Genomic DNA, 21679 nt, shown 5'->3' on the forward strand with positions numbered 1-21679 from the left:
GCGGACACCCGGATCCGCGCCGGCGACCGGCTCTCGCGGCCGTCCGGTTACGCCGACGTGGCGGGAACGGTGACCGGGGGAGCCCGGCCGCCCCGCGCCGGCCGGTCAGCCGACGGCCTACGGGAAGAGGCCCGGTGCGGCCCTCGCCACCAGACGGGCCGCCCGGCCGAGATCGACGTGCCCTTCGGGTCGGCCGCCCTGAGCGGCGCCTTGCCGGCCTGCCGGTGCTCGCCGAGCCGAGGCTGGTGCCGGCCGTGCTCGGCGGCACCGGCGACGCCCGCGGCGGGCGCGGCCGCCACCGTGGAGGTCAGGGGAACGGCGTCTGAAGAGGAAGCGGAGGTGGCGTCGAAGACGTGGCCGGAACCGAGCAACAGCAGCAGTGAGACGAAGATCGCCGGAAGCCACCGGCGCATCCGCTCACCGGACACGGCCGCCCTCCCCCCATCCGTCGAGACGACATACCTCACCTTGACCTTACCGGCACCCCGCCGCCCGGGGCGAAGATCACCCTTACGGGGGCCGCTCGCCTCCGTCTGCGGAGGGGGCTGTCCGAAACCGGACATCGCGCCGCCATTGACGTGGTCGTGCCGACTGAGGATCCTCAAGCAGCCGTATTCCGAAAGCTGTTCGATATCTCGGACAAGTGATCCCGGGGCTGCCTCCGCCTGGGGTCGAGCCTCGAGGAGCCGGATGTCCAGGAAGCTCTCTGCAAGAGCCGCCCTTCGACTGCTGATCGCCGTCGCCACCTGCGCCGCGACGGCCGGCCTGCCGCTCACCGCGGCGTCGGCCCGGCCTAGCGTCACGCCGCCGGGGCCCGCGGCGGCGGCCGCGACCGGCGGCGACAGGAGCCTGGACTTCGACACCGGCTGGAGATTCGCCCTCGCCAACCCCGAGGGCATCACCGACCCGACGGGCGCGTACGCCCACGCCGCCGACCCCGCGTACGACGACTCCTCGTGGCGTCAGGTCGAACTCCCCCATGACTGGAGCATCGAACGCGACCCGACACCGACCGGTGGCACCGACGCCGGCACCGGGTTCCTGCAGGGCGGCCTCGGCTGGTACCGCAAGACGTTCACCCTGCCACCGTCGATGGCCGGCAAGCGGATCTCCATCGACTTCGACGGCGTCTACATGGACTCCACCGTCTACCTGAACGGCCGGCAGATCGCGAACCACCACTACGGCTACACCGGATTCGCCGCGGACCTGACCGGTTCGGTGCACACGGACGGCAGCACCCCGAACGTCGTCGCGGTGAAGGTCCAGAACCGGCTGCCGAGCAGCCGGTGGTACTCCGGCAGCGGGATATACCGGGACGTCCACCTCACCGTGACCGATCCGGTGCACGTCGGGCGGCACGGCGTCTTCGTCACCACGCCGGACCTGGAGCACACCATCGGGTCCGGGTACGCGAACGTGCACGTCCGGACGGACGTCGCCGACGAGGGCGGGGGTACCGCCCAGGTCGCGGTCGTCTCCCGTGTCCAGGACGCCCGGGGCCGTACGGTGGCGCGGGCGACCTCGGACCTCGCCGTGGGAGACCGGCCGGCGACCGCCGTCGCGGACCTCCGGGTCGAGCACCCGACACTCTGGTCGACCGACCGTCCCTACCTGTACTCCCTGCGCACCGACCTGGTCGTCGCCGGCCGTACGGTCGACACGACGACGACCCGCTTCGGGATCCGGTGGTTCCGCTTCGACCCCGACCACGGCTTCTCGCTCAACGGCCGGTACACCAAGCTGAAGGGCGTCGACCTGCACCACGACGGCGGGGCGCTCGGCGCCGCCGTCACGAAGGACACGCTGTACCGCCAGATGAGGCTCATGAAGAGCATGGGCGTCAACGCGTTCCGCACCTCGCACAACCCGCCGTCGCCGGAGATGGTGCAGGTCTGCGAGGAACTCGGGATCGTGATGATGGTCGAGGCGTTCGACACCTGGCGCACGCCCAAGGTCAAGTACGACTACGGGCGCTTCTTCGACGCCGACAGCGACGCGGACATCACGGAGATGGTGAACGCCGCCAAGAACTCCCCGGCGGTCGTCCTGTGGTCGATCGGCAACGAGATCCCCGACTCGACGTCGCCGGTCGGCGTGCCCATCGCCAAGCGGCTGATCGCGGACATCCGGTCGATCGACACCAGCCGCCCGATCGTCATGGGCTCCGACAAGTACCGCAGCGTGCCGGCCCCCGGGTCGGCGCAGGACCAGATCCTCGGGCTGCTGGACGGGCTCGGGCTGAACTACAACACGGCGGGGTCGGTGGACGCGCTGCACGCGCGGTACCCCGGGAAGTTCTTCTTCGAGTCCGAGTCGTCGTCGGAGACCTCGACACGCGGCGTCTACCAGGACCCCGACCAGCTCAACACGGGCGAGAACTACACCCCGGGCCGGCGCGGCACCTCGTCGTACGACAACAACCTCGCGTCCTGGACGATGAGCGGCGAGTACGGGCTGAAGAAGGACCGCGACCGGCGCTTCTTCGCCGGTGAGTTCCTGTGGTCCGGCATGGACTACATCGGCGAGCCCACGCCGTACAACGTGTTCCCGGTCAAGTCCTCCTTCTTCGGTGCCGTCGACACGGCGGGCTTCCCGAAGGACATGTACTACCTGTTCAAGAGCCAGTGGACCGACACTCCGATGGTCCACCTGCTGCCGATGAACTGGACCGACCACAAGCCGGGCGAGCAGGTGCAGGTGTGGGCCTACTCCAACGCCGACACGGTCGAGCTGCTCCTGAACGGCAGGTCGCTGGGCGTACGGAAGTTCGACCACAAGACGACGGCGGACGGGAGGGCGTACCTCGAGACGACCGAGGCCACCCACGACGACAAGAACGTCACCTCCGGGCCGTACCCGGGCAGTTACACCAGCCCTGACGGGAGCGCGGGCAAACTTCATCTGAGCTGGGACGTTCCCTTCGCGCCCGGACGGCTGACCGCCGTGGCGCGGAGCGGCGGCAGGGTCGTGGCGACCGACGAGCTGAGGACCGCCGGGGCGCCGTACACGGTCCGTCTCTCCCCGGACCGGAAGGACATCGCGGCGGACGGCCGGTCCCTGTCGTACGTCACCGCCGACGTGGTGGACGCACGGGGCGTCGTCGTCCCGGGCGCCGAGAACGCGATCCACTTCGCGGTCACCGGAGGGAGCCTGGCGGGCCTGGACAACGGGCGTCAGGAGAGCGCGGAGAACTACAAGGCCCCGACCAGGCGGGCGTGGGCCGGAAAGGCGCTGGCGATCGTCCGGGCGGGCGACCGCGCCGGTCCGGTGACGCTCACCGCGACATCGCCCGGACTGCGTCCGGCGTCGGTGACGATCCAGGCACGTGCCGCCGCGAAGGTCGCCCAGGTCACGGCCGTGCCTCAGGCGATCGCCGCCCGGACGGCGGGCGCGCCGGCGCGCGCGGCCTCCGGCACCGCGCCCACGCACGTGGCGGCACCGAGGAGCATCAGGGACCCACGGAACCTGACGGCTCCCGAGCTGAGCCCCAGCGCGGACGCGAGCTACTCGGGCGCCCCCGACACGGTGCCCGCCGCGATGCTGGACGGCGTCACGACGTCCGGCGGCTGGTCGAACTACTACGACAAAGCGGCGACGGCCCTGCTGCCGTCGGTCAGCAGGGCACGTCCCGCCGACTGGATCTCGGTGTCCTGGCCGGAGCCCCACCGGTTCGGGACGATCAAGGCGTACTTCACCGCAGGCTCCGGGCGTGCCCGGCCCGCCGCGATCGGCGTCACCTACCGGCGAGACGGGCGGGACGTCCCGGTACGCCACCTGAAGATCGACTGGGCGGACGGGTCGAACCAGCCGACGACGATCACCTTCGACCCGGTGACCGCGCCGAGCGTCCGGCTCGACCTGACGAGCCCGGCGCCCGGCACCACCACGGGTTTCCTCCAGGTGGCGGAGCTCCAGGTCATCGGCACGGCGGACGACCCGTGATCACTGGGGAGCGGGATCTGCCGTGACGGGCGATCGGGATCGGCTCCCGATCGCCCACCCGGAATCATCTGATCCGGGGACGCCGGTCGCACCCGGCCGCCCGGAGGCGACCGCGTCGTGCGACTGACGATAAATGCGCCATCGCATTCCGAATCGACCGCAATGCGCGGTCTCTTTCAACTGTGACGGTAACAGACTGTAGCGTCAAGAGTGCAAACGGTAAACAATCGTTCAGCGCCCCCATTCTGCCGAATCCGGGGTGCACCACCACCGGACCGACAAGATCGCCGCGAGGTCACGCTCCCCGTGGCCGACGCACCGTCACCCGCGTACGTCGTGGAGCGCCGCGGACCGGCCCGCGTCGGTCGTGGACCGCGCCGGCGCCGTCACTTCTTGTCGCGGCCGATCACCTTGCGGACCACGTCGCGCGTCCGGTCGGCGGCGGAGGCGAACGTGCCGATCAGGATGTTCTTGGCGGCGGACTCCATGCCCGGATGCGGGTGGGTGGGCGCCGCCGCCTCCGCGGCCTTGATCGCCGCGGCGAGGCCGCGCAACTCCGGGCCGCCCATCTCCCGCAGCCGGGTGAACTCCTCGCGTTCCTCGTGCTCGGCGTGGTCGATGACGGACTTGCGGAACTCGGTGAACAGCGGTTCGAAGCCGGCCGTCGAGGTGCCCATCTTCTCCAGGGCCTGCAGGACCCGCTTACCCTCGTTCTCCTCTTCCAGCAGGGCGTCGATCATTCGGTCGCCGTCCGGGATGACACGGCGGGCCAATGGGTGGACGACCTCCTCCTCCGCCGTCTCGTGCACGGCCAGGAAGCGGCAGAGCTTCTCGAACGCCTCCTCGCGGGCATGGCCTCTGCTCTTGTCGACCTCGTCGAAGAGGCGGCGGATCTCCTGGTGCTGGTGGATGAGCAGGTCGATCGCGTCCTTCTCCGGCATCGTCTCAGGTCTCTGAGTCATCGCGCGTTCCTTCCCCCTGGTGTCTCCCCGTATGTGCCTATTGCGACATTGCCGGTGCTGACCTGCTTAAACGCTTGTCCGATCGGTGCCGCTCCACCCGGAAAAGGGGGGCTTTCTGGGCGGCCACTTTCTTCGATCATGTCGGTGGGACGACCCTGGTTTTGATCAACGATCTCTAGCCTGATCTCCAGAATGGTCACGGACGGTGACGCCCCGTCGCGTGACCGTCGTCGGAGTCCGGAAGGCGTGCCATGCCCCGCACCAGGAGATACGTCCTAGAAGACCGGTGGCCGTGCCGCCGTGGCTGAGGGCGGCCGGCGCGGCCCTCGCGGCGCTCGTGCTGGCCGACGTGCTGAGCGTGGCGCTCGGCCGGTACGCCCTGCGGCACGGCCTCATCGATTGGCCGGACGTGCGCAAGGCGCACACGCGACCGACCCCGTACCTCGGCGGCGTCGCGATCGCCGTCGGCACGCTGGCCTCGGCCGCGGTCGCGATCTCTGGCTGGGATCGGCGGATCACGGTCGTCGTCCTCGCCGGCGTCGTCGTCGCCCTCGTCGGCCTGTTCGACGATCTGCGGCCGACCCACCCGGCGTTCCGGCTGGTCGTGGAGGGCGCCGCCGCCACGGCGGTGGTCGTGGCCGGGGGGCGCATCGGCCTCTTCGGGCACTGGCTGGACCCCGTGGTGACGGTGGCGTGGATCGTCGTGCTCACCAACTCCTACAACCTCCTGGACAACATGGACGGCGTGGCGGCGGCGGTCGCCGTCGGCAGCGCCTGCCTCATCGCCGCGGCGGCCTACCTGGAGGGCCAGAGCAACCTGGCTCTGCTGCTGATGTCGCTGTCGGCGGCGTGCCTGGGATTCCTCGTGCACAACTGGGCGCCCGCGCGGATGTTCATGGGCGACGCCGGCTCGCTGTTCATCGGCTTCCTCCTGGCGACGGCCGCCGTCATGGTGCGGGTGCCCGGCGGACCTACGGCGAGGCCGGCGGAGCTCTTCCTGTTCACGTTCGTGGCCACCGTCGACACCTGCCTGGTGGTGATCGCGCGTCCCCGCGCCGGGCTGTCCTGCTTCACGGCCGGCACCGATCACGCGTCCCACCGGCTGCGGACGATGGGGCTCACCGTCCGCCAGGTCGGCCTGGCCCTGTTCGCCGTCGCGGTCGCGGCGGGCCTGTGCGGGGTCGGCGTGGCGACCGCGCGGTTGCCCGGGATCGCCATGCTCGCGGCGGCGGCCGTCGGGGCCGCCGCGCTGATCGGGCTCCTGCTGAACGTCCCGGTGTACGCCGCACGGGCCGGTGTGCCGATGCCCGCCTCCGCTCCAGAGACGGCGGACTCGCAGGCGGCGGCTCATCCGGACCGCACCTCGCCGAAGCTCCGCGTCGTTCGCGACGCGCCGAAAAAGCAGGTGGAAAATGCGCTCGAACAGCATTGACCGATCCGTTTTCCCAGCGAGGTGACGCCGAGAATGGACATCAGTTACCAGGAGACCCAAGACCGTCTCGCGAACCGCATCCGCGCCCACAAACTCTTCGGGAACTTCGAGATCGGTGATTGGATCGACGCCTTCCTCGCCCGGAGCCGGCCGCGCCACGTCCTCGACCTCGGGTGCGGGGACGGCAACCACCTCGGTCTCTTCCTGCGGCACGTCGGCGAGGACGGCACCGTGACCGGGATCGACCGCGACGGCGGACTGATCGAGCGGGCGGGCGGGCGCCATCCGGACGCGGGCAACCTCGCCCTGCACGTCGGGTCGATGGACGACAAGCTGCCGTTCGCCGACGGGTCCTTCGACCTGTGCACGGCGAACTTCTCGATCTACAACGCCCGGGACGCCGACTTCACGCTGCGCGAGCTGCACCGGGTACTGGTGGCCGGGGGTGAGCTGGTGATGGTCGGTCCCGCCCCGGGCAACGTCATGGAGCTCTACGAGTTCAACGAGAGGGTGACCGGTCGCCGGGTCGACGAGAAGACGCTGCGGCGTACGGAGCGCATCGTCAAGGAATTCCTGCCGCGCTCGCTGCAGATATTCGGCCGGATCCGGGCGGAAGTCCTCAGCTCAGTCCTCACCTTCCCGGATCGGGAGGAGTTTCTCCGCTATTTCTGTTCGACCCTCCTCTACGAAGAGATCGCCGAACGTGAGGGTTACTCGCTCGACGAGCTCAAGTCCTACTGCCCGGCGAGCGGCGAGATGCTCGTGTCGAAGGAAATGGTCGCCGTGATGGCGACGAGATGATCCTGACCCCGGTGGAAAGCGAGTGACACATGACCATTGACTGGGCGGACCAGCGGCTCCTCGTGGTCGCACCCCATCCCGATGACGAGCTCCTGGGCTGCGGCGCGCTCATGAGCCGGGTGAAACGCGCCGGGGGCGAGGTGTTCGTCCTCTTCGTGACCGTGGGCGACACGCGTGACTTCTCGCGGACCGGCCGCTCGACCGGCGTCGAACGCGAGCGAGAGGTCGATGACGTCGCGAAGTACATCAACCTGGACGGCCACCACCTGGCACTGCCGGGCGAGGAGTTCCACCTCAGGCTCGACCAGCTGCCCCAGCAGCGTCTGGTCGACCTCATCGAGCGCGACGGCCCGCTCGCCGTCTCCGAGATCCGTCCGTCCGTCGTCCTGATTCCCGAGCTGAGCAGCTACAACCAGGACCACCGCGCCGTCGCCGCCGCGGCGATCACCGCGCTGCGACCGGGCCCCCGGCGCGACCGTCACCAGCCGGACCTGATCCTCATGTACGAGGAGGTGGCCGACGGCTGGAGCGGCGAGACGGTCTCGCCCCGGAACTTCCACGTCGTCGTCGAGCCGGTCGACCTCGACCGCAAGATCGAGGGGCTCCGCCGCTACACGAGCCAGTGGCGCACGCACCCGAACACACGGTCGGAGGAGGCGCTCCGTGCGCTCGCCGCGATCCGCGGAGCGCAGTGCGGCGAGCCGCTGGCCGAGGCGTTCCACTGCCTGCGCTGGAAGGGCTGACGACCCACTCCCGTCGCGGCGGGTCCGTGGAACGTCGGCGTCGGCACGTAGGACGCCTGCCTCCCGGAACCTGCGGAGGCACGGCCCACGCCGGCGAGCTCCGGGGCGCGACCGGCGACCGCGTCGCCGACCGGTGCGGCCTTGGCCGCGTCCGGCTCAGTGCGGATTGCCGGCGAGCAGCTCGCTGAGCAGATCGTCGAGGCTGACGATGCCGAGGAACGGGTCGTCGGAGGTCGCGACGAGGGCGAGCTGGGCTCGCGCCCGTCGCAGCCTGCTCACGGCTGCCAGCACGGTGGTGCCCGGCGTCAGCGTAGGCAGCGGATAGGTCATGTCCGCGGCGGCCCGGCCGGTGGCCGCGCGGGGGAGGGCGTCGCGTACGTGCAGCAGGCCGAGGATCCCGGCCCTGCCGTCCCGTACGAGCAGCCGGGTGTGGCCGCTCGCCGCGGACGCCCGCCGGATCTCCTCGGGAGCGGCGTCGGCGGGGACCACCGTCACCTGCTCGGCGGGAACGACCAGGTGGTCGATGCCCGCGTGCCGGGTGGTGATGGCCCGGCCCAGCAGGTCGTGCTCGGCATGGTCGATCAGCCCCAGCCGGCGCGACTCGCCGATCAGGTGGGACAGCCGTTGCGGGTCGGCGGGCGCCTCCGCCGCCTCCCGCGGCCGTACGCCGACGAGCCGGAGCAGGCCGTTGGTCACCCCGTTGAGGGCGGCCAGCAGGGGCCGCGCCAGCCGCGCGAACCCGCGGAACGGGACCGCGAGGACCAGGGCGGAGCGCTCGGGATGCGCGATCGCCCAGGACTTCGGCGCCATCTCGCCGACGACCATGTGCAGGAAGGTCACCACGCCGAGCGCCAGCGTGAACGCCACCGCGTGCCCGGCCGCCTCGGGGACGCCGATGGCCGCCAGCGGCGCGTCGAGCACGGACTCGAAGGCCGGCTCGGTGACGACGCCCAGTCCCAGGGAGCACATCGTGATGCCCAGCTGCGCCCCCGCCAGCATCAGCGACAGCTCGTCGATCCCGGCGACGGCCGCCCGCGCCGCCGTACCGCCGCGCGCGGCGGCCCGCTCGAGCCGGGGGCGTTTCGCGGCGACGAGGGCGAACTCCGAGGCGACGAAGAAGGCGTTGCCGGCCAGCAGCGCGAGTGTGACCAGCGCGGAGGTCAGCGGGTCCACGACACCTCCCCGTCGGGCGCGGCGGTGGCGAGCGGAAGGGCCCGCAGCCGTACGGTCCGGGCGACGCGGCGGCGCACCGCGAGGACCTCGATCTCGGCGCGTCCCGGCGGACCGTACCCGGGGTCGAGCTCGACCTCGATCCGGTCGCCGGCGCGCGGCAGCCGGTGGAGGTTGGTCATGACCAGTCCGCTGAGGCTGTCGTAGGCGACGTCGGCGGGCAGCGCCAGCCCCGTCAGGTCGCGGACCTGCGCGATCCGCGTCGCGGCGTTCAGCACCCAGACCCCCTCGCCGCGCGTCGGGTCCGCCTCCGCGGCGTCGTTCTCGTCGGCGATCTCGCCCACGAGCTCTTCGGCGATGTCCTCGAAGGTGAGGATCCCGGCCAGGCCGCCGTACTCGTCGACGACGGCGGCGAACTCCTGACGGGCCTCCCGCATCCGTGCCGTCACCTCGTGGACCTCGAGTGTGTCCGGGACGAGCAGCGCCGGGCGCATCATCGTCTCCGCCGTCCGGTCGTCGCCGTCGGCGGCGTCGAGGGCGGCGAGCTCGCGGACGCCGACGACGCCGACGACGTCGTCGATGTCGCCTCCCCAGACCGGATAGTCGGTGTGGCCGGCGCGGGCGACGAGGTCGGTCAGCTCCGCCACGGTCGTGGTCCGCGGGACGGCGACGACGTCGGGGCGGGGCACCATGACCTCGGCCGCGGTGCGCTCCCGGAAGGTCAGCGCGCGCTGGAGCAGGTCGGACAGGTCCGGCGGCAGGTGGCCCGCGCGCCGGGACTCGCCGATGATGTCGCCGAGCTCCTCCAGGGTCGCCCCGTGGTGCAGCTCCTCCACCGGCTCGACCCCGAACAACCGCACCAGCCGGGCCGCGGTGGTGTCGAACAGCCGGATCACCGGGCCGGCGACGGCCAGGTAGGCCAGCGTCGAGGCGGCCAGGGCCTTGGCGACCGGCTCGGCCCGGGCCAGGGAGAGGTTCTTGGGCAGCAGCTCGCCGAGCACCATCTGGATCACGGTCGCCAGCAGGAACCCCGCGACGACCGCGACACCGTCGGCCCCGCCGCCGGACAGGCCCAGGCGCCCCAGCGCCGGGGCGATCAGCGCGGACATGGCGGGCTCGGCGATGAAGCCGACGACCAGGGCGGTGACCGTGATGCCCAGCTGGGCACCGGACAACATGAACGAGAGCCGGCTCATCACGGTCAGGGCCCGCCCGGCCCGCTTGTCGCCGTGTTCGGCCTCCGCGCTGAGCGCGGCCCGGTCGGCGGAGACGAAGGCGAACTCCTGGGCCACGAAGTAGCCGGTCGCGGCCGTCAGCGCCAGGATGGCGACGACGCCGGCCAGGGCGCTCACCACCGTGGTGCCCCCGGACTGGAAGGGTCCGACGCCGCGGACACCACATCCCCTCTCATCGGTTCGTTCCTCAATACGCCAACGACCCGGGTCCGCCCCGATGTTCCCCCGAAGCGATCAACCTCAAGGGAACCTCAAGCCTCTTCCCGGAGGCGCTCCGTAGTGGCATCGTCCTGTCCGGGGGACGCGGAGCAGCCAGGACTCGCTCCCAACACGCCGATGTAACGAGCTGGAAACGTGTGTGACATGTGCTTGACATGACTTCTCGCGCGGTGGCAATTTGAACGATCAAATCGCCACGGTTGTGACGGAAACTTCCGAATCCGACGCGAGGGAGAGGCATGAGCGGCCGAAACGCGAACGGAGTCACGATCTCCGATGTCGCCGCGGCCGCCGGTGTCTCGCGCCAGACCGTCTCGAACGTGCTCAACGCTCCCGCGCGGGTGGCGCCCGAGACCGCCGAGCGCGTACGGCAGGCCATCGAGATGCTCGGCTACCGTCCGAACCGCGCCGCGCAGAACCTGCGCGAGCGCGCCAGCCGGTGCATCGGACTGAAGATCGCCGCGCCGATCGGCGTGAGCAACTTCCTGGACCGCTTCCTCTACGCCCTCACGTCGGCGGCCGGGGCGGCCGGCTACCACCTCCTGCTGTTCGCCCCCACGGCCGTGGACGAGGAACTCGCCGTGTACGAGGACCTGATCCGCACCGGAACGGTCGACGGCTTCGTGCTGGCGGACGTGTCGGCCAGGGACCGGCGGCTGCCCTGGTTCGCCGAGCGCCGCATCCCCTTCGTCTGCTTCGGCCGGCCCTGGGGACAGGAGAACGGGCCGTACACCTGGGTGGACGTCGATGGGGCGTACGGCATCGAGCAGGCCGTCGACCACCTCGTCACGCGCAGGCACCAGCGGATCGCCTATCTCGGCTGGCCGGAGGGCACCGGGTTCGGCGACGAGCGGCGGAAGGGCTGGCTGCGGGCCATGGAACGGCATGACCTGCCGGCCGACGACCTGATCGGCGTGTGTGCCGAGGGTGTCGCCGTCGCCGCCGAGGCGGCCGAGCGGCTCATGCGGTCGCCCACGCCGCCGACCGCCTTCGTGTGCGGCAGCGACACCCACGCGGTCGGAGCCAGGCTCGCCGGCGGCCTGGACGCGGACGGCCGCCCGCGAGTCGAGGTCGTGGGCTTCGACGACTCACCGGCCGCGACCTTGATCTCACCCCGGATGTCGAGCATCCGGCAGCCGCTCGACGAGGTCGCGCACCGCGTCGTCGGCCTGCTCAAGGCCAGAGTCCAGGGCACTGATTCCCCGCCCGAGGGGGTGATGTTGCGTCCAGAACTCGTGGCACGGGAGTTACGAAGACCGACATCCGACCCCTGAAGTGAACAACCCAGAGGATGGAGTAAAGGTGTCATCCATATCGAAGATGGCCCGCTGGACCGTCGTCGCGACGAGCGTCGCGGTGATGGCCGCCGGGTGTGGCGGTAGCAAGAGCGACGACAAGGGCGGCTCCAAGGACGCCGGTGCGCTGAGCGGCCGCGGGCCGATCACGCTGGCGACCGGTAAGGACACGTCGGGCAACCTGCAGAACCTGGTCAACGCCTGGAACCAGCAGCACCCGAAGGAGCAGGCCCGGATCATCGAGCTGCCCGAGGACGCGGACGCGCAGCGGCAGCAGATGGTGCAGAACGCCCAGACCAAGTCCAACGCATACAGCGTCCTGAACCTGGACGTCGTGTGGACGGCGGAGTTCGCCGCCAACCAGTGGATCTCGCAGCTGCCGAAGACGCAGTTCGACCTGACGAAGTTCCTCCCGTCGGCGACCAAGACCGGCGAGTACCGGAACAACCTGTACGCCGCGCCGTGGAAGACCGACTCCGGTCTGCTGTACTACCGAAAGGACCTGCTGGACAAGGCGGGCATCACGGCGCCGCCGAAGACCTGGGCGGAGATGCAGCAGGACTGCGCCAAGCTCAAGGGCAACAACTGCTACGCCGGCCAGTTCGAGAAGTACGAGGGCCTGACGGTCAACTTCTCCGAGGCCGTCGAGAGCGCGGGCGGCGTGGTCGTCGGTGAGGACGGCAAGCCGAACGTCAACACCCCGGAGGCCAAGCAGGGCCTGAACTTCCTGGTCAACGGCTTCAAGAGCGGGATGATCCCCAAGGAGGCCATCAGCTACAAGGAGGAGGAGTCCCGCCGCGCCTTCGAGAAGGGCAACCTGGTCTTCCTCCGCAACTGGCCGTACCAGTACGCCCTGTCCAACAAGAAGGGCGACTCCAAGGTCGTCGGCAAGTTCGCCGTCGCCCCTGTGCCGGGTCTGAGCGGCCCCGGCTCGCCGACCCTCGGCGGCCACAACCTGGCGATCTCCAAGTTCGCCCAGAACAAGGCCACCGCGCTGGACTTCATCAAGTACCTCACCAGCGAGCAGACCGAGCGCGCCAACCTCATCGCGTCCTCCGAGGCCCCGACCCTGGCGTCGCTGTACGACGACCCGGAGCTGCAGAAGAAGTTCCCCTACCTGCCGACGCTCAAGGCATCCCTCCAGAACGCCAAGCCCCGGCCGCAGGCCGTCCGGTACAACGACGTGACCACCGCGATCCAGGAGGCCGCCTACTCGGCCCTCACCGGCAAGTCGACCACCGACCAGGCGCTGGCCGACCTGCAGACCAAGCTCGGACAGCTGATCACGCCGTAGCGGCGTCCCGTGGCGGGACGCGCGGCGTCCCGCCACGGACCCCTAGGAGGGCTCCATGACCACTACGACCGCCGAACCGGCAGCCGCGGCGCCGGTAAAGCAGAACAAGCGCGACGTTCAAGGCTCGGGTCGCCTGGCCGCCGTGCTGCTTTCGCCGACCTTCCTGGTCCTCGCCCTGGTCGTCGGCTACCCCATCGTCGAGGCGCTTCGCGAGTCGCTGTACCAGAAGAACCAGGGCCTCGACGCCAACGGCTTCGTCGTCAACGGCGACAAGTTCGTCGGCCTCAAGAACTACACCGACATCTTCACCGGCGTGAAGTCTGACGCCTTCTGGAACGCCTTCTGGAACACCACGTTCTTCACCGTCACCAGCGTGATCATCGAGGTCGTGCTCGGCATCGCGATGGCGCTGATCATGCACCGGGCGTTCCGTGGCCGGGCCTTCGTCCGGGCGAGCATCCTCGTGCCCTGGGCGATCCCGACGGCCGTGTCCGCGCTGCTGTGGCGCTGGGTCTTCCAGGCCGACGGCGTGGCCAACGCGATCATCGGCCACCAGGTCCTGTGGACCACCGAGGGCTTCCACGCGAAGATCGCCGTCATCATCGCCGACACGTGGAAGACCGCGCCGTTCGTCGGCCTGCTCGCCCTCGCCGGCCTCCAGCTGATCCCCGCCGAGGTGTACGAGGCCGCCAAGGTGGACGGGGCGACCGCGTGGCGCACGTTCATCAAGATCACCCTGCCGCTGATCAAGCCGGTGCTGCTCGTCGCCGTGCTGTTCCGGCTGCTCGACGTGCTGCGGATGTTCGACCTGCCGTTCGTGCTCATCGGCGCGCACAAGGACTCGGTGAACACCCTGTCCATGCTCGCCTACGACGAGGCGAACAACCTGCGGTACGGTCCCGCGGCCGCGTTCGCCACGATCCTGTTCGTCTACGTCGTGGTCATCGCGTACGCCTTCGTGAAGCTGCTCGGCGCCGACATCATCGGTGACGCGCGGTCGCGTAAGTCCTCGACGTCCAAGCGTGCCAAGAAGGGGGCGCGTGCCGCCCGGGAGGTAACGGCATGACCGCCATTTCCACCTCGAAGTCGAGGTCCGCCGGACGCGAGCCCGTCAGCCTGCGGAAGGTGCTCTCGTACCTCGGCATGATCGTCGTGGCGCTCTACTGTCTGGCGCCGTTCTACTGGATGGTCGTGTCGGCCTTCCGGCGGCCCGAGGACCAGTTCGACAACTCGCCGATCCCTGCCCCGTTCTCGATCAAGAACTTCACGGCGGTGTTCAAGCCCGACGTCGGGTTCGGGCGGGCGCTGCTGAACAGCCTCGTCGTCGCGGGCTCGACGACGGTGCTCACGCTGGTCGTCGGCACCTTCACCGCGTACGCGCTGGCCCGGCTGGACTTCCGGTTCAAGAACATCACGCTCGGCATCATCGTCGCGACGTCGATGTTCCCGACGATCTCCCTGCTCGTCCCGCTGCTGCACCTGTTCACCGACATCAAGTGGATCAACACCTACCAGGCGATGATCCTGCCGAGCCTGTCGTTCTCGCTGCCGCTGGCGGTCTGGAACCTCACCGCGTTCTTCCGGCAGATGCCGTTCGAGCTGGAGTACGCGGCGATGGTCGACGGCTGCACGCGCGGCCAGGCCTTCCGGAAGATCATCGTTCCGCTCGCGGCGCCGGGCGTCTTCACCACCGCGATCATCGCGTTCATCGCCGCGTGGAACGAGTTCATGATCGCGCTGAGCATGGTGAACAAGAAGGAGATGCAGACGGCCACCGTGTCGATCTCCAAGTTCACCGGGGCGTACGGGTTCGACCAGCCGTTCGGCACGCAGATGGCGGCCGGCGTGCTCGTCACCGTGCCGCTCGTCATCGTCGTACTGATCCTCCAGCGCCGCATCATCGCCGGTCTCACCTCCGGCGGCGTCAAGTAACGCGACGCCGTCCCCTCACCCCCGAAGGGAAACCGTGCACGTCAACGCCCCCTGGTGGCGCAGCGCCGTCATCTACCAGATCTACATTCGCAGCTTCGCCGACGCGAACGGTGACGGGATCGGTGACATCGCCGGAATTCGGTCCCGGTTGCCGTACCTGCGCGACCTCGGCGTCGACGCCGTCTGGATCACGCCGTGGTACCCGTCGCCGATGGCCGACGGCGGGTACGACGTGGCGGACTACCTCGATATCGACCCGATGTTCGGGACCTTGTCCGACGCGGACGCCCTGATCGGGGACGCGCACGACCACGGTCTCAAGGTGATCATCGATATCGTTCCCAACCACACCTCCGACCGGCACGTGTGGTTCCAGGCCGCGCTCGCGGCCGGCCCGGGCAGCCCCGAGCGCGACCGGTACGTCTTCCGGACCGGTCGCGGGGCCGATGGCGAGTTGCCGCCGAACGACTGGCGAAGCACGTTCGGCGGCGCCGCCTGGACCCGGGTGCCGGACGGAGAGTGGTACCTCCACCTGTTCGCCCCCGAACAGCCGGACCTGAACTGGGAGAACCCCGAGGTCCGCGCGGAGTTCGAACGGGTGCTGGCGTTCTGGTTCGACCGCGGCGTCGACGGGTTCCGCATCGACGTCGCGCACGGCCTGATCAAGCAGGACGGCCTGCCGGACCTCGGCGGCGAGGGCGAGGACGTCCTCGAGCCGAGCATGCGGCTCGACCACCCGCACTGGGACCGCGACGGGGTCCACGAGATCTACCGCGGCTGGCGGCGGGTGGCCGACCGGTACGACGGCGACCGCACGTTCGTGGCGGAGGCGTGGGTGGCGACGCCGGAGCGGCTGGCGCGCTACCTCCGCCCCGACGAGCTGCAGACCGCCTTCAACTTCGACTACCTGCGCGCCTCCTGGGACGCGGCGAACCTGCGCTCCGTCATCGACGAGAGCCTGGCCGCCTTCGCCCTGGAGGACGCCCCGGCCACCTGGGTGCTGTCCAACCATGACGTGGTCCGCCACGTCACGCGGTACGGCCGGAGCGACACCGGCGGGCGCGGTCCGCAGGGCGACGTCGAGGAGCCCGTCGACCTGGAGCTCGGCACCCGCCGGGCCCGCGCCGCCGCGATGCTCATGCTGGCCCTGCCCGGCGGCGCGTACGTCTACCAGGGCGAGGAGCTCGGCCTTCCCGAAGTCGAGGACCTGCCCGAGTCGGCTTTGCAGGACCCGGTTTGGGAACGTTCCGGCCACACGTCCCGTGGCCGTGACGGCTGCCGGGTGCCGATTCCGTGGTCCGGTGACGGCGAGCCGTACGGATTCGGCCCCGACGGGAGCACGCCGTGGCTGCCGCAGCCGGAGTCCTGGAAGGGCTACTCCGCCGAGGCGGAGGCCGGTGATCCGGCCTCCATGCTCGAGCTCTACCGCTCCGCGCTGCGGTTGCGGCACGAGCGCGCAGCCCTGGGCGACGGCGGCCTGACCTGGGACGACGACGCTCCGGAGGGCGTGCTGCGGTTCACTCGCGCCCCGGGCTTCGCCTGCGTCGTCAACCTGTCCGGCACGCCGTACCAGTTGTCGGCCGACGCCGAGGTGCTGCTGGCCAGCGGCCCGCTCGACGGCGGCCTCCTGCCCACGGACACGGCCGCCTGGCTCGCGGTGTCCGACTGACCGGGTCTGTCTCGAAGTCCCCGTCCGTAGGACAGCGGGACTTCGAGACAGACCCTTGTTTCATCCGCCTCGGGGGTCATCCACGAGAGGTGTTGTTGATGAGAAGACGTGTCCTACGACCCGTCTCCACTGTCGCCGCCGCGCTGGTCCTGATCGCCGGGACCGTCGCCGCGCGGACCGCCCCGGTCCGCGCGGCGACGAGCACCGGCGCGTCGGCCGTCCCGGCCGAACTGTCGGAGACCACCCGGTTGCCGGACCGGCGGTCCGTCGTCGTCGGGGACCGGTTCTACTCCGTGTCCACCGAGGACGGGCTCTACCCGGCAGCGGGCTGGCACACGAGCGGAGAGATGGGCGGGCTCTGGACCCCGCCGCTGAAACTGCTCGACGGTGTCTGGTTCGGCCTGGACGGCGCGTGGCTCGGCAAGCAGGCCGCGGCCGAGCGGTTCACCGCCGGGCACGGCTACACCCGCATCGCCTACCGCGCGGCGGACGGCGTGCAGGCCGAGCGCACGGACGTCGCGCCCGACGGCGTACGTGCCGGGCTCATCGGAATCACCCTCAGCTCCGCGTCCCGCAAGACCGTACGCCTCGACGTGGACGCGCACTCGGAGCTGATGACCGCCTACCCGTGGGGCTGGACGACGCCCGACCAGCAGGCGAACAACCTCCCGGACACCGGCGCGTACGAGAACGGCAGTCTGGTCTTCCGCGAGCAGGGCACCCCGAACGTCCCCAACGCGCCCCGGCACGACTACGCGGCGCTCGTCGCCGCCGACCGCACGCCGGTCGCGCACCAGCTAGGCCCGGACCATCGCGGGCCGCAGGATCCGGCCGTCGTCTGCCCCGCGAGCGGTGACCAGCCCAAGCGCTGCGACGACACGGCGTTCGGCAAGGGCACCGGCGGACGGCTCTCGTACGACGTCAGCGTCCCGGCGGGCGGCAAGGCCACCGTCTGGATCGCGGTCGCCGGCTCGGATCACGGCATGTCCGAGGCGAACGGCGCGCTGCGCACCGCGCTGAAGAATCCGGCCGGCCTGCTCGCCCGGAAGGTCGCCGCACGCCGCTCCGTCGCCGCGAACACCGTCGTCGACCTGCCCGGCGACCGGCTCCTGCAGCAGAGCGTCGAGTGGAGCAAGCAGAACCTCGCCGACTCCGTGCAGGAGGCCCGCGACCTGCAGCTGCGGGTCACCCACGAGGGCAAGGAGTACCCGGCGCCCAAGGGCACCGTCGCCAAGGCCCGCTGGCTCGGCGCCGGCTGGCCCGACTACCCGTGGCTGTTCGGCACAGACGGGGAGTACACCGCCTACGCGACCGTGGCGGCCGGGCAGTTCTCCTCGATCGAGGACCACCTGCGGGCCGTCCGTGACACCAGCGACATCGTCAACGACCGCAGCGGCAAGGTGATCCACGAGGTCGTCTCGGACGGTTCGGTCTACTTCGGCGCGAACGGCGAGGCCGGCAACACCGACGAGACCGCGAAGTTCCCCAGCGCGGTCGCGCTGCTGTGGCGCTGGACCGGTGACCGGGCGTTCCTCGACTCGATGTACGACTTCACGAAGCGCAACATGCACTACATCGTGGAGAAGCTGGACAGCGACGGCGACGGCTGGCCCGAGGGCTCCGGCAACGTCGAGCGTCCCGGCATGGGCGTCGAGAAGCTGGACAACGCCGTGTACACGATCCGCGGTCTGCGGGACCTGGCCGACCTGGCCACCGCCGAGGGCGACGGCGCCACCGCCGCCTGGGCGGGCGGGCACGCCGACGCGATGGAGAAGAAGTTCGAGGGAGCCTGGTGGTACGGCGGCGACACCGCCCAGTACGCCGACTCCATCGACAAGCCCGACGACCCGGCCAACGACAACACGAAGATCTTCCAGCGGCACTGGATCGGTGTGACCCCGATGGACGCCGAACTCGTCCGCCCCGGTCAGGTCACCCGTCCGCTGGCCGACGACCAGCACGCCCAGACGGCGCTGGCCCGGCGCGAGCAGTCCTGCTATACCGGCACGACCGGGCTCTACCACACGGGCACCGGTCCGACCTCGGCCGACGGCGGGAACAAGGGACCGTCCTGTGACGGCGTCGTCTCGTCCGTGCAGAGCGACCGCGAGGTCTTCTCGCTCGGCAACGGGATCATGGCCGTCGCCGAGGGCAACTACGGCCGCCTCGCCCAGCAGCGGACGTACACCACCGACAACGCCCGAATCCAGCTCGACCCGTCGCTGTGGGAGATGCCGGGCGCCATGCCGGAGATCGCGCCGAGCCCCGACTTCGACCCGGCGAACATCGACCGTCCCCTGACCGGACGCTCGATGGTCCTGCAGGCGTGGGGCGCGTACGGCAACCTGTGGCCGGTCGTCCACCAGCAGCTCGGCGTCTCCCCGGACATGGGCCGGGCGCGGCTGGAGGTCGTCCCGCAGGTGCCGCCGGGCCAGCCCCGGGTCGCCGGCCGCAACATCCGGGTCGGCGCCGGCGCGGTCGACGTCACCGCCGAGGCCGCCGGCAAGTCGCTGCGCACCACCGTGACCGGCCGGTCCGCCAAGGCGGGCCTGCTGATCGGCCAGGTCCTGCCGAGCGGCGCGACGGTCGCGTCGGTGACCCTCGACGGGCACGCGGTGAAGTACCAGGTCCGGAAGACCGCGCGCGGCACCGAGGTCGTGGCCGACGCCGGATCCGTGAGCGGCACCGCCGTACTCGCCGTGACCCTCCGTTGAAACCCGTGGGGACGCCCCTCGGGGCGTCCCCACGGACTCCCACCCCCCGGAGTCGCCCCGTGTCCCAGTCCCTCCACGACCACCTCACCTGCGTGGCCGCGCCCGCCGTCTGGCTCTCCCCGCCCGGCGGGCAGCTGACCGGCGGCGCCGACGGGCTGTACGTCGCCGACCGCCGGGTCCTGTCACGGCTCGTGCTCACCCTCGACGGAGCCGAGCCCGAGCCGGCCGACGCGACGCCGCTCGGGGCGGACGGCGCGCGGTTCACCGCGACGCTCGGTGACCTGACGGTCGAGCGGACCCGTACGGTCGGCCGCGACGGCGGCACCGAGGAGATCCGCGTCCGGAACGCCGGAGCCGAGCCGGTCACGGTGGCCGTCGCGGTCGAGGCGGCCGCGGACCTGGCCGAGATCAGCGACGTCAAGGCGTGGCACGCCGGAGAACCGGGCCGGTCGGGCGACGGCGGAGGCCTCCGGCCGGATGAGACGCCGCTGCGCGACGGGATCGCGCACACCGGACCGGACGGCTACACGGTGCTGCTGACCGGACGCCTGCGGGCCGAGCCGGCGCTGGCACCGGGGGAGGAGTTCACGACCACGCTGACGGTACGGGCGACGCCTCCGCCGGTGGAGGGGTTCCGGCCACTGCCGCCGGGTACGCCGCCGCCCTGGTCGGCCGCGCCGCTCACCGTACGGTCCGAGGACCGGCGCCTGGACGCGCTGGTCGGCCAGGGGATCGCGGACCGGCGCCTGGACGCGCTGGTCGGCCAGGGGATCGCGGACCTCGGCGCGCTGCTGCTCGCCGACGAGAACGACCTGTACTGCGCGGCCGGCAGCCCGTGGTACCTCACGCTGTTCGGCCGGGACTCCCTGTGGACCGCCCGGCTGGCGCTCCCGCTCGGGTACGAGCTCGCCGCCGGGACGCTGCGGACCCTGGCCCGGCACCAGGGCGTCCGCCACGACCCGGACACCGAGGAGGCGCCCGGCAAGATCCCGCACGAGCTGCGGCCGGTGCACGCCGCCGGCTGGCTGCCACCGGTGTACTACGGCACGGTCGACGCCACTCCGCTGTTCGTCACCACGCTCGCGGAGGCGTGGCGGTGGGGGATGCCCGCCGCCGAGGTCGAGGCGCTGCTGCCCGCCGCCGAGCGGGCACTGGACTGGCTCGAAGGCTTCGGCGACGCCTTCCTGTCCTACACCGGGTCGCCGGACCGGCTCGTCAATCAGGGCTGGAAGGACTCCACCGACGGCGTCCAGCACGCCGACGGCCGCCTGGCCGAGCCCCCGGTCGCCCTGTCGGAGGTGCAGGCGTACGCCTACCAGGCCGCCATGCTCGGCGCCGACCTGCTCGACGCGTTCGGCCGGCCGGGCGGCGAACGCCGCCGGGAGTGGGCTGCCGCCCTCGCGGAGCGGTTCCGGGCGCGGTTCTGGGTGGACGGGTATCCGGCGATCGCGCTGGACGGCAGGGGAGAGCCGGTGGACGGTCCGGCCTCCAACATGGGGCACCTTCTCGGCACCGGCCTGCTCACCCCGGCCGAGGAGGACCAGGTGGCGCCCCGGCTGGCCGAGCTGGACTCCGGCTGGGGGCTGCGGACGCTGGGTACGGCCTCGGCGGGCTTCGACCCGCTGTCGTACCACCTGGGCTCGGTCTGGCCGCACGACACCATGATCGCCGTGCTCGGCCTGGTCCGGGCGGGTCACCACGACGTCGCCGCGAGCCTGGCGCGTGGCCTGATCGCCGCCGCGCCGAGCTTCGACCACCGGCTGCCCGAGCTGTTCGGCGGCCAGGACGCTCCGCCAGACCACGGCTCTGACCACAGCCGCCGGACGGTCTCCCATTCCGGGCACAGCGGCCCGGCCGGCCGGACGGACGACGGCGGGTCGGTGGGCCCCGTGCCGTACGCCGCGGCATGCCGGCCGCAGGCCTGGGCCGCTGCGGTCTCGCCGGCCCTGGTCACCGCGCTCCTCGGACTGGACGTCGACGTGCCATCCGGCCGGCTGACAGTGTCCCCGCTGCGCGACTTCGGCGCGCTGTCCGTGAGCAACGTGCGCGTCGGCGACGCGACCCTTTCGGTCGACGTCGATCCCCAGGGCGCCGTGTCGCTCATCGGCGTGCCGCCGGGTCTGACGCTGGAGCTCTGAGCCGCAGCGGTCTTGACGGGCGGTACGGGTGCCGGGCCGGGTTCCCGGACGAGGGGCAGGCGCGATGAGGATCGCGGTCACCGAGCTGACCGGCCGCCCACCGGTCTTCCTCCAGGACGTGCTGAGCGCG

15 protein-coding genes are annotated in these 21679 nt (G+C 71.1%); 11 read left to right on the plus strand and 4 right to left on the minus strand.

Annotation, left to right across the window (positions count from 1 at the left end):
• Positions 1-47 precede the first annotated feature (47 nt).
• Entirely contained in the window at positions 48-428 is a 381-nt protein-coding gene (locus AB0I04_RS01375; RefSeq protein WP_360877101.1) for a hypothetical protein, read from the minus strand.
• Between the two features lie 262 nt (positions 429-690).
• Here AB0I04_RS01375 and AB0I04_RS01380 point away from each other — a divergent pair, with 262 nt between their 5' ends.
• Complete coding sequence (locus AB0I04_RS01380) at positions 691-3945, plus strand: glycoside hydrolase family 2 TIM barrel-domain containing protein (protein WP_360877104.1); 3255 nt, start codon at positions 691-693, stop codon at positions 3943-3945.
• A gap of 386 nt (positions 3946-4331) precedes the next feature.
• On the opposite strand, the gene AB0I04_RS01385 is transcribed toward AB0I04_RS01380, so the two are convergent.
• Positions 4332-4907 carry a hemerythrin domain-containing protein gene (locus tag AB0I04_RS01385; protein WP_360877107.1) on the minus strand — a complete coding sequence of 192 codons (576 nt, stop codon included), beginning with the start codon at positions 4905-4907 and terminating at the stop codon, positions 4332-4334.
• Between the two features lie 205 nt (positions 4908-5112).
• Here AB0I04_RS01385 and AB0I04_RS01390 point away from each other — a divergent pair, with 205 nt between their 5' ends.
• From AB0I04_RS01390 to AB0I04_RS01400, 3 genes are read left to right on the plus strand one after another with little or no spacing between them, the layout of a single operon-like run.
• Positions 5113-6339 carry an MraY family glycosyltransferase gene (locus tag AB0I04_RS01390; RefSeq protein WP_360877109.1) on the plus strand — a complete coding sequence of 409 codons (1227 nt, stop codon included), beginning with the start codon at positions 5113-5115 and terminating at the stop codon, positions 6337-6339.
• Positions 6340-6372: 33 nt separating this feature from the next.
• Positions 6373-7140 (plus strand): class I SAM-dependent methyltransferase, encoded by a 768-nt coding sequence (locus tag AB0I04_RS01395; protein WP_360877112.1) that lies wholly within the window; start codon positions 6373-6375, stop codon positions 7138-7140.
• 29 nt (positions 7141-7169) lie between these two features.
• The gene (locus AB0I04_RS01400) at positions 7170-7883 is read left to right on the plus strand and encodes a PIG-L family deacetylase (protein ID WP_360877115.1); all 714 of its coding nucleotides are present in this window, start codon (positions 7170-7172) and stop codon (positions 7881-7883) included.
• 156 nt (positions 7884-8039) lie between these two features.
• Here AB0I04_RS01400 and AB0I04_RS01405 read toward each other — a convergent pair whose 3' ends face one another.
• Entirely contained in the window at positions 8040-9056 is a 1017-nt protein-coding gene (locus AB0I04_RS01405; RefSeq protein ID WP_360877118.1) for a hemolysin family protein, read from the minus strand.
• Positions 9044-10405: a hemolysin family protein gene (locus AB0I04_RS01410; RefSeq protein ID WP_360877121.1), complete on the minus strand. Its 1362-nt coding sequence runs from the start codon at positions 10403-10405 to the stop codon at positions 9044-9046. Before AB0I04_RS01410 ends, AB0I04_RS01405 begins: the two co-directional genes overlap by 13 nt.
• A 341-nt stretch (positions 10406-10746) precedes the next feature.
• Here AB0I04_RS01410 and AB0I04_RS01415 point away from each other — a divergent pair, with 341 nt between their 5' ends.
• The 7 genes from AB0I04_RS01415 to AB0I04_RS01445 all read left to right on the plus strand — a co-directional run bounded on the left by AB0I04_RS01415 (position 10747) and on the right by AB0I04_RS01445 (position 21549).
• Positions 10747-11781 (plus strand): LacI family DNA-binding transcriptional regulator, encoded by a 1035-nt coding sequence (locus tag AB0I04_RS01415; protein WP_360877124.1) that lies wholly within the window; start codon positions 10747-10749, stop codon positions 11779-11781.
• A 28-nt stretch (positions 11782-11809) separates the two neighbouring features.
• Positions 11810-13096, plus strand: coding sequence for an ABC transporter substrate-binding protein (locus AB0I04_RS01420; protein WP_360877127.1), 1287 nt, complete (start codon positions 11810-11812; stop codon positions 13094-13096).
• 55 nt (positions 13097-13151) lie between these two features.
• On the plus strand, positions 13152-14162 hold the full coding sequence (locus AB0I04_RS01425) for a sugar ABC transporter permease (RefSeq protein ID WP_360877130.1): 1011 nt from the start codon (positions 13152-13154) through the stop codon (positions 14160-14162).
• On the plus strand, positions 14159-15028 hold the full coding sequence (locus tag AB0I04_RS01430; RefSeq protein ID WP_360877133.1) for a carbohydrate ABC transporter permease: 870 nt from the start codon (positions 14159-14161) through the stop codon (positions 15026-15028). Before AB0I04_RS01425 ends, AB0I04_RS01430 begins: the two co-directional genes overlap by 4 nt.
• A 34-nt stretch (positions 15029-15062) precedes the next feature.
• Positions 15063-16697, plus strand: a complete 1635-nt coding sequence (locus AB0I04_RS01435) for a glycoside hydrolase family 13 protein (RefSeq protein WP_360877136.1) — start codon at positions 15063-15065, stop codon at positions 16695-16697.
• 98 nt (positions 16698-16795) lie between these two features.
• Positions 16796-19411: a hypothetical protein gene (locus AB0I04_RS01440; RefSeq protein WP_360877139.1), complete on the plus strand. Its 2616-nt coding sequence runs from the start codon at positions 16796-16798 to the stop codon at positions 19409-19411.
• A 59-nt stretch (positions 19412-19470) separates the two neighbouring features.
• Positions 19471-21549 carry a glycogen debranching N-terminal domain-containing protein gene (locus tag AB0I04_RS01445; protein WP_360877142.1) on the plus strand — a complete coding sequence of 693 codons (2079 nt, stop codon included), beginning with the start codon at positions 19471-19473 and terminating at the stop codon, positions 21547-21549.
• The last annotated feature ends 130 nt before the right edge of the window (positions 21550-21679 follow it).

It is taken from the genome of Actinoallomurus sp. NPDC050550, assembly GCF_040655075.1.
Classification (GTDB): Bacteria; Actinomycetota; Actinomycetes; order Streptosporangiales; family Streptosporangiaceae; genus Actinoallomurus.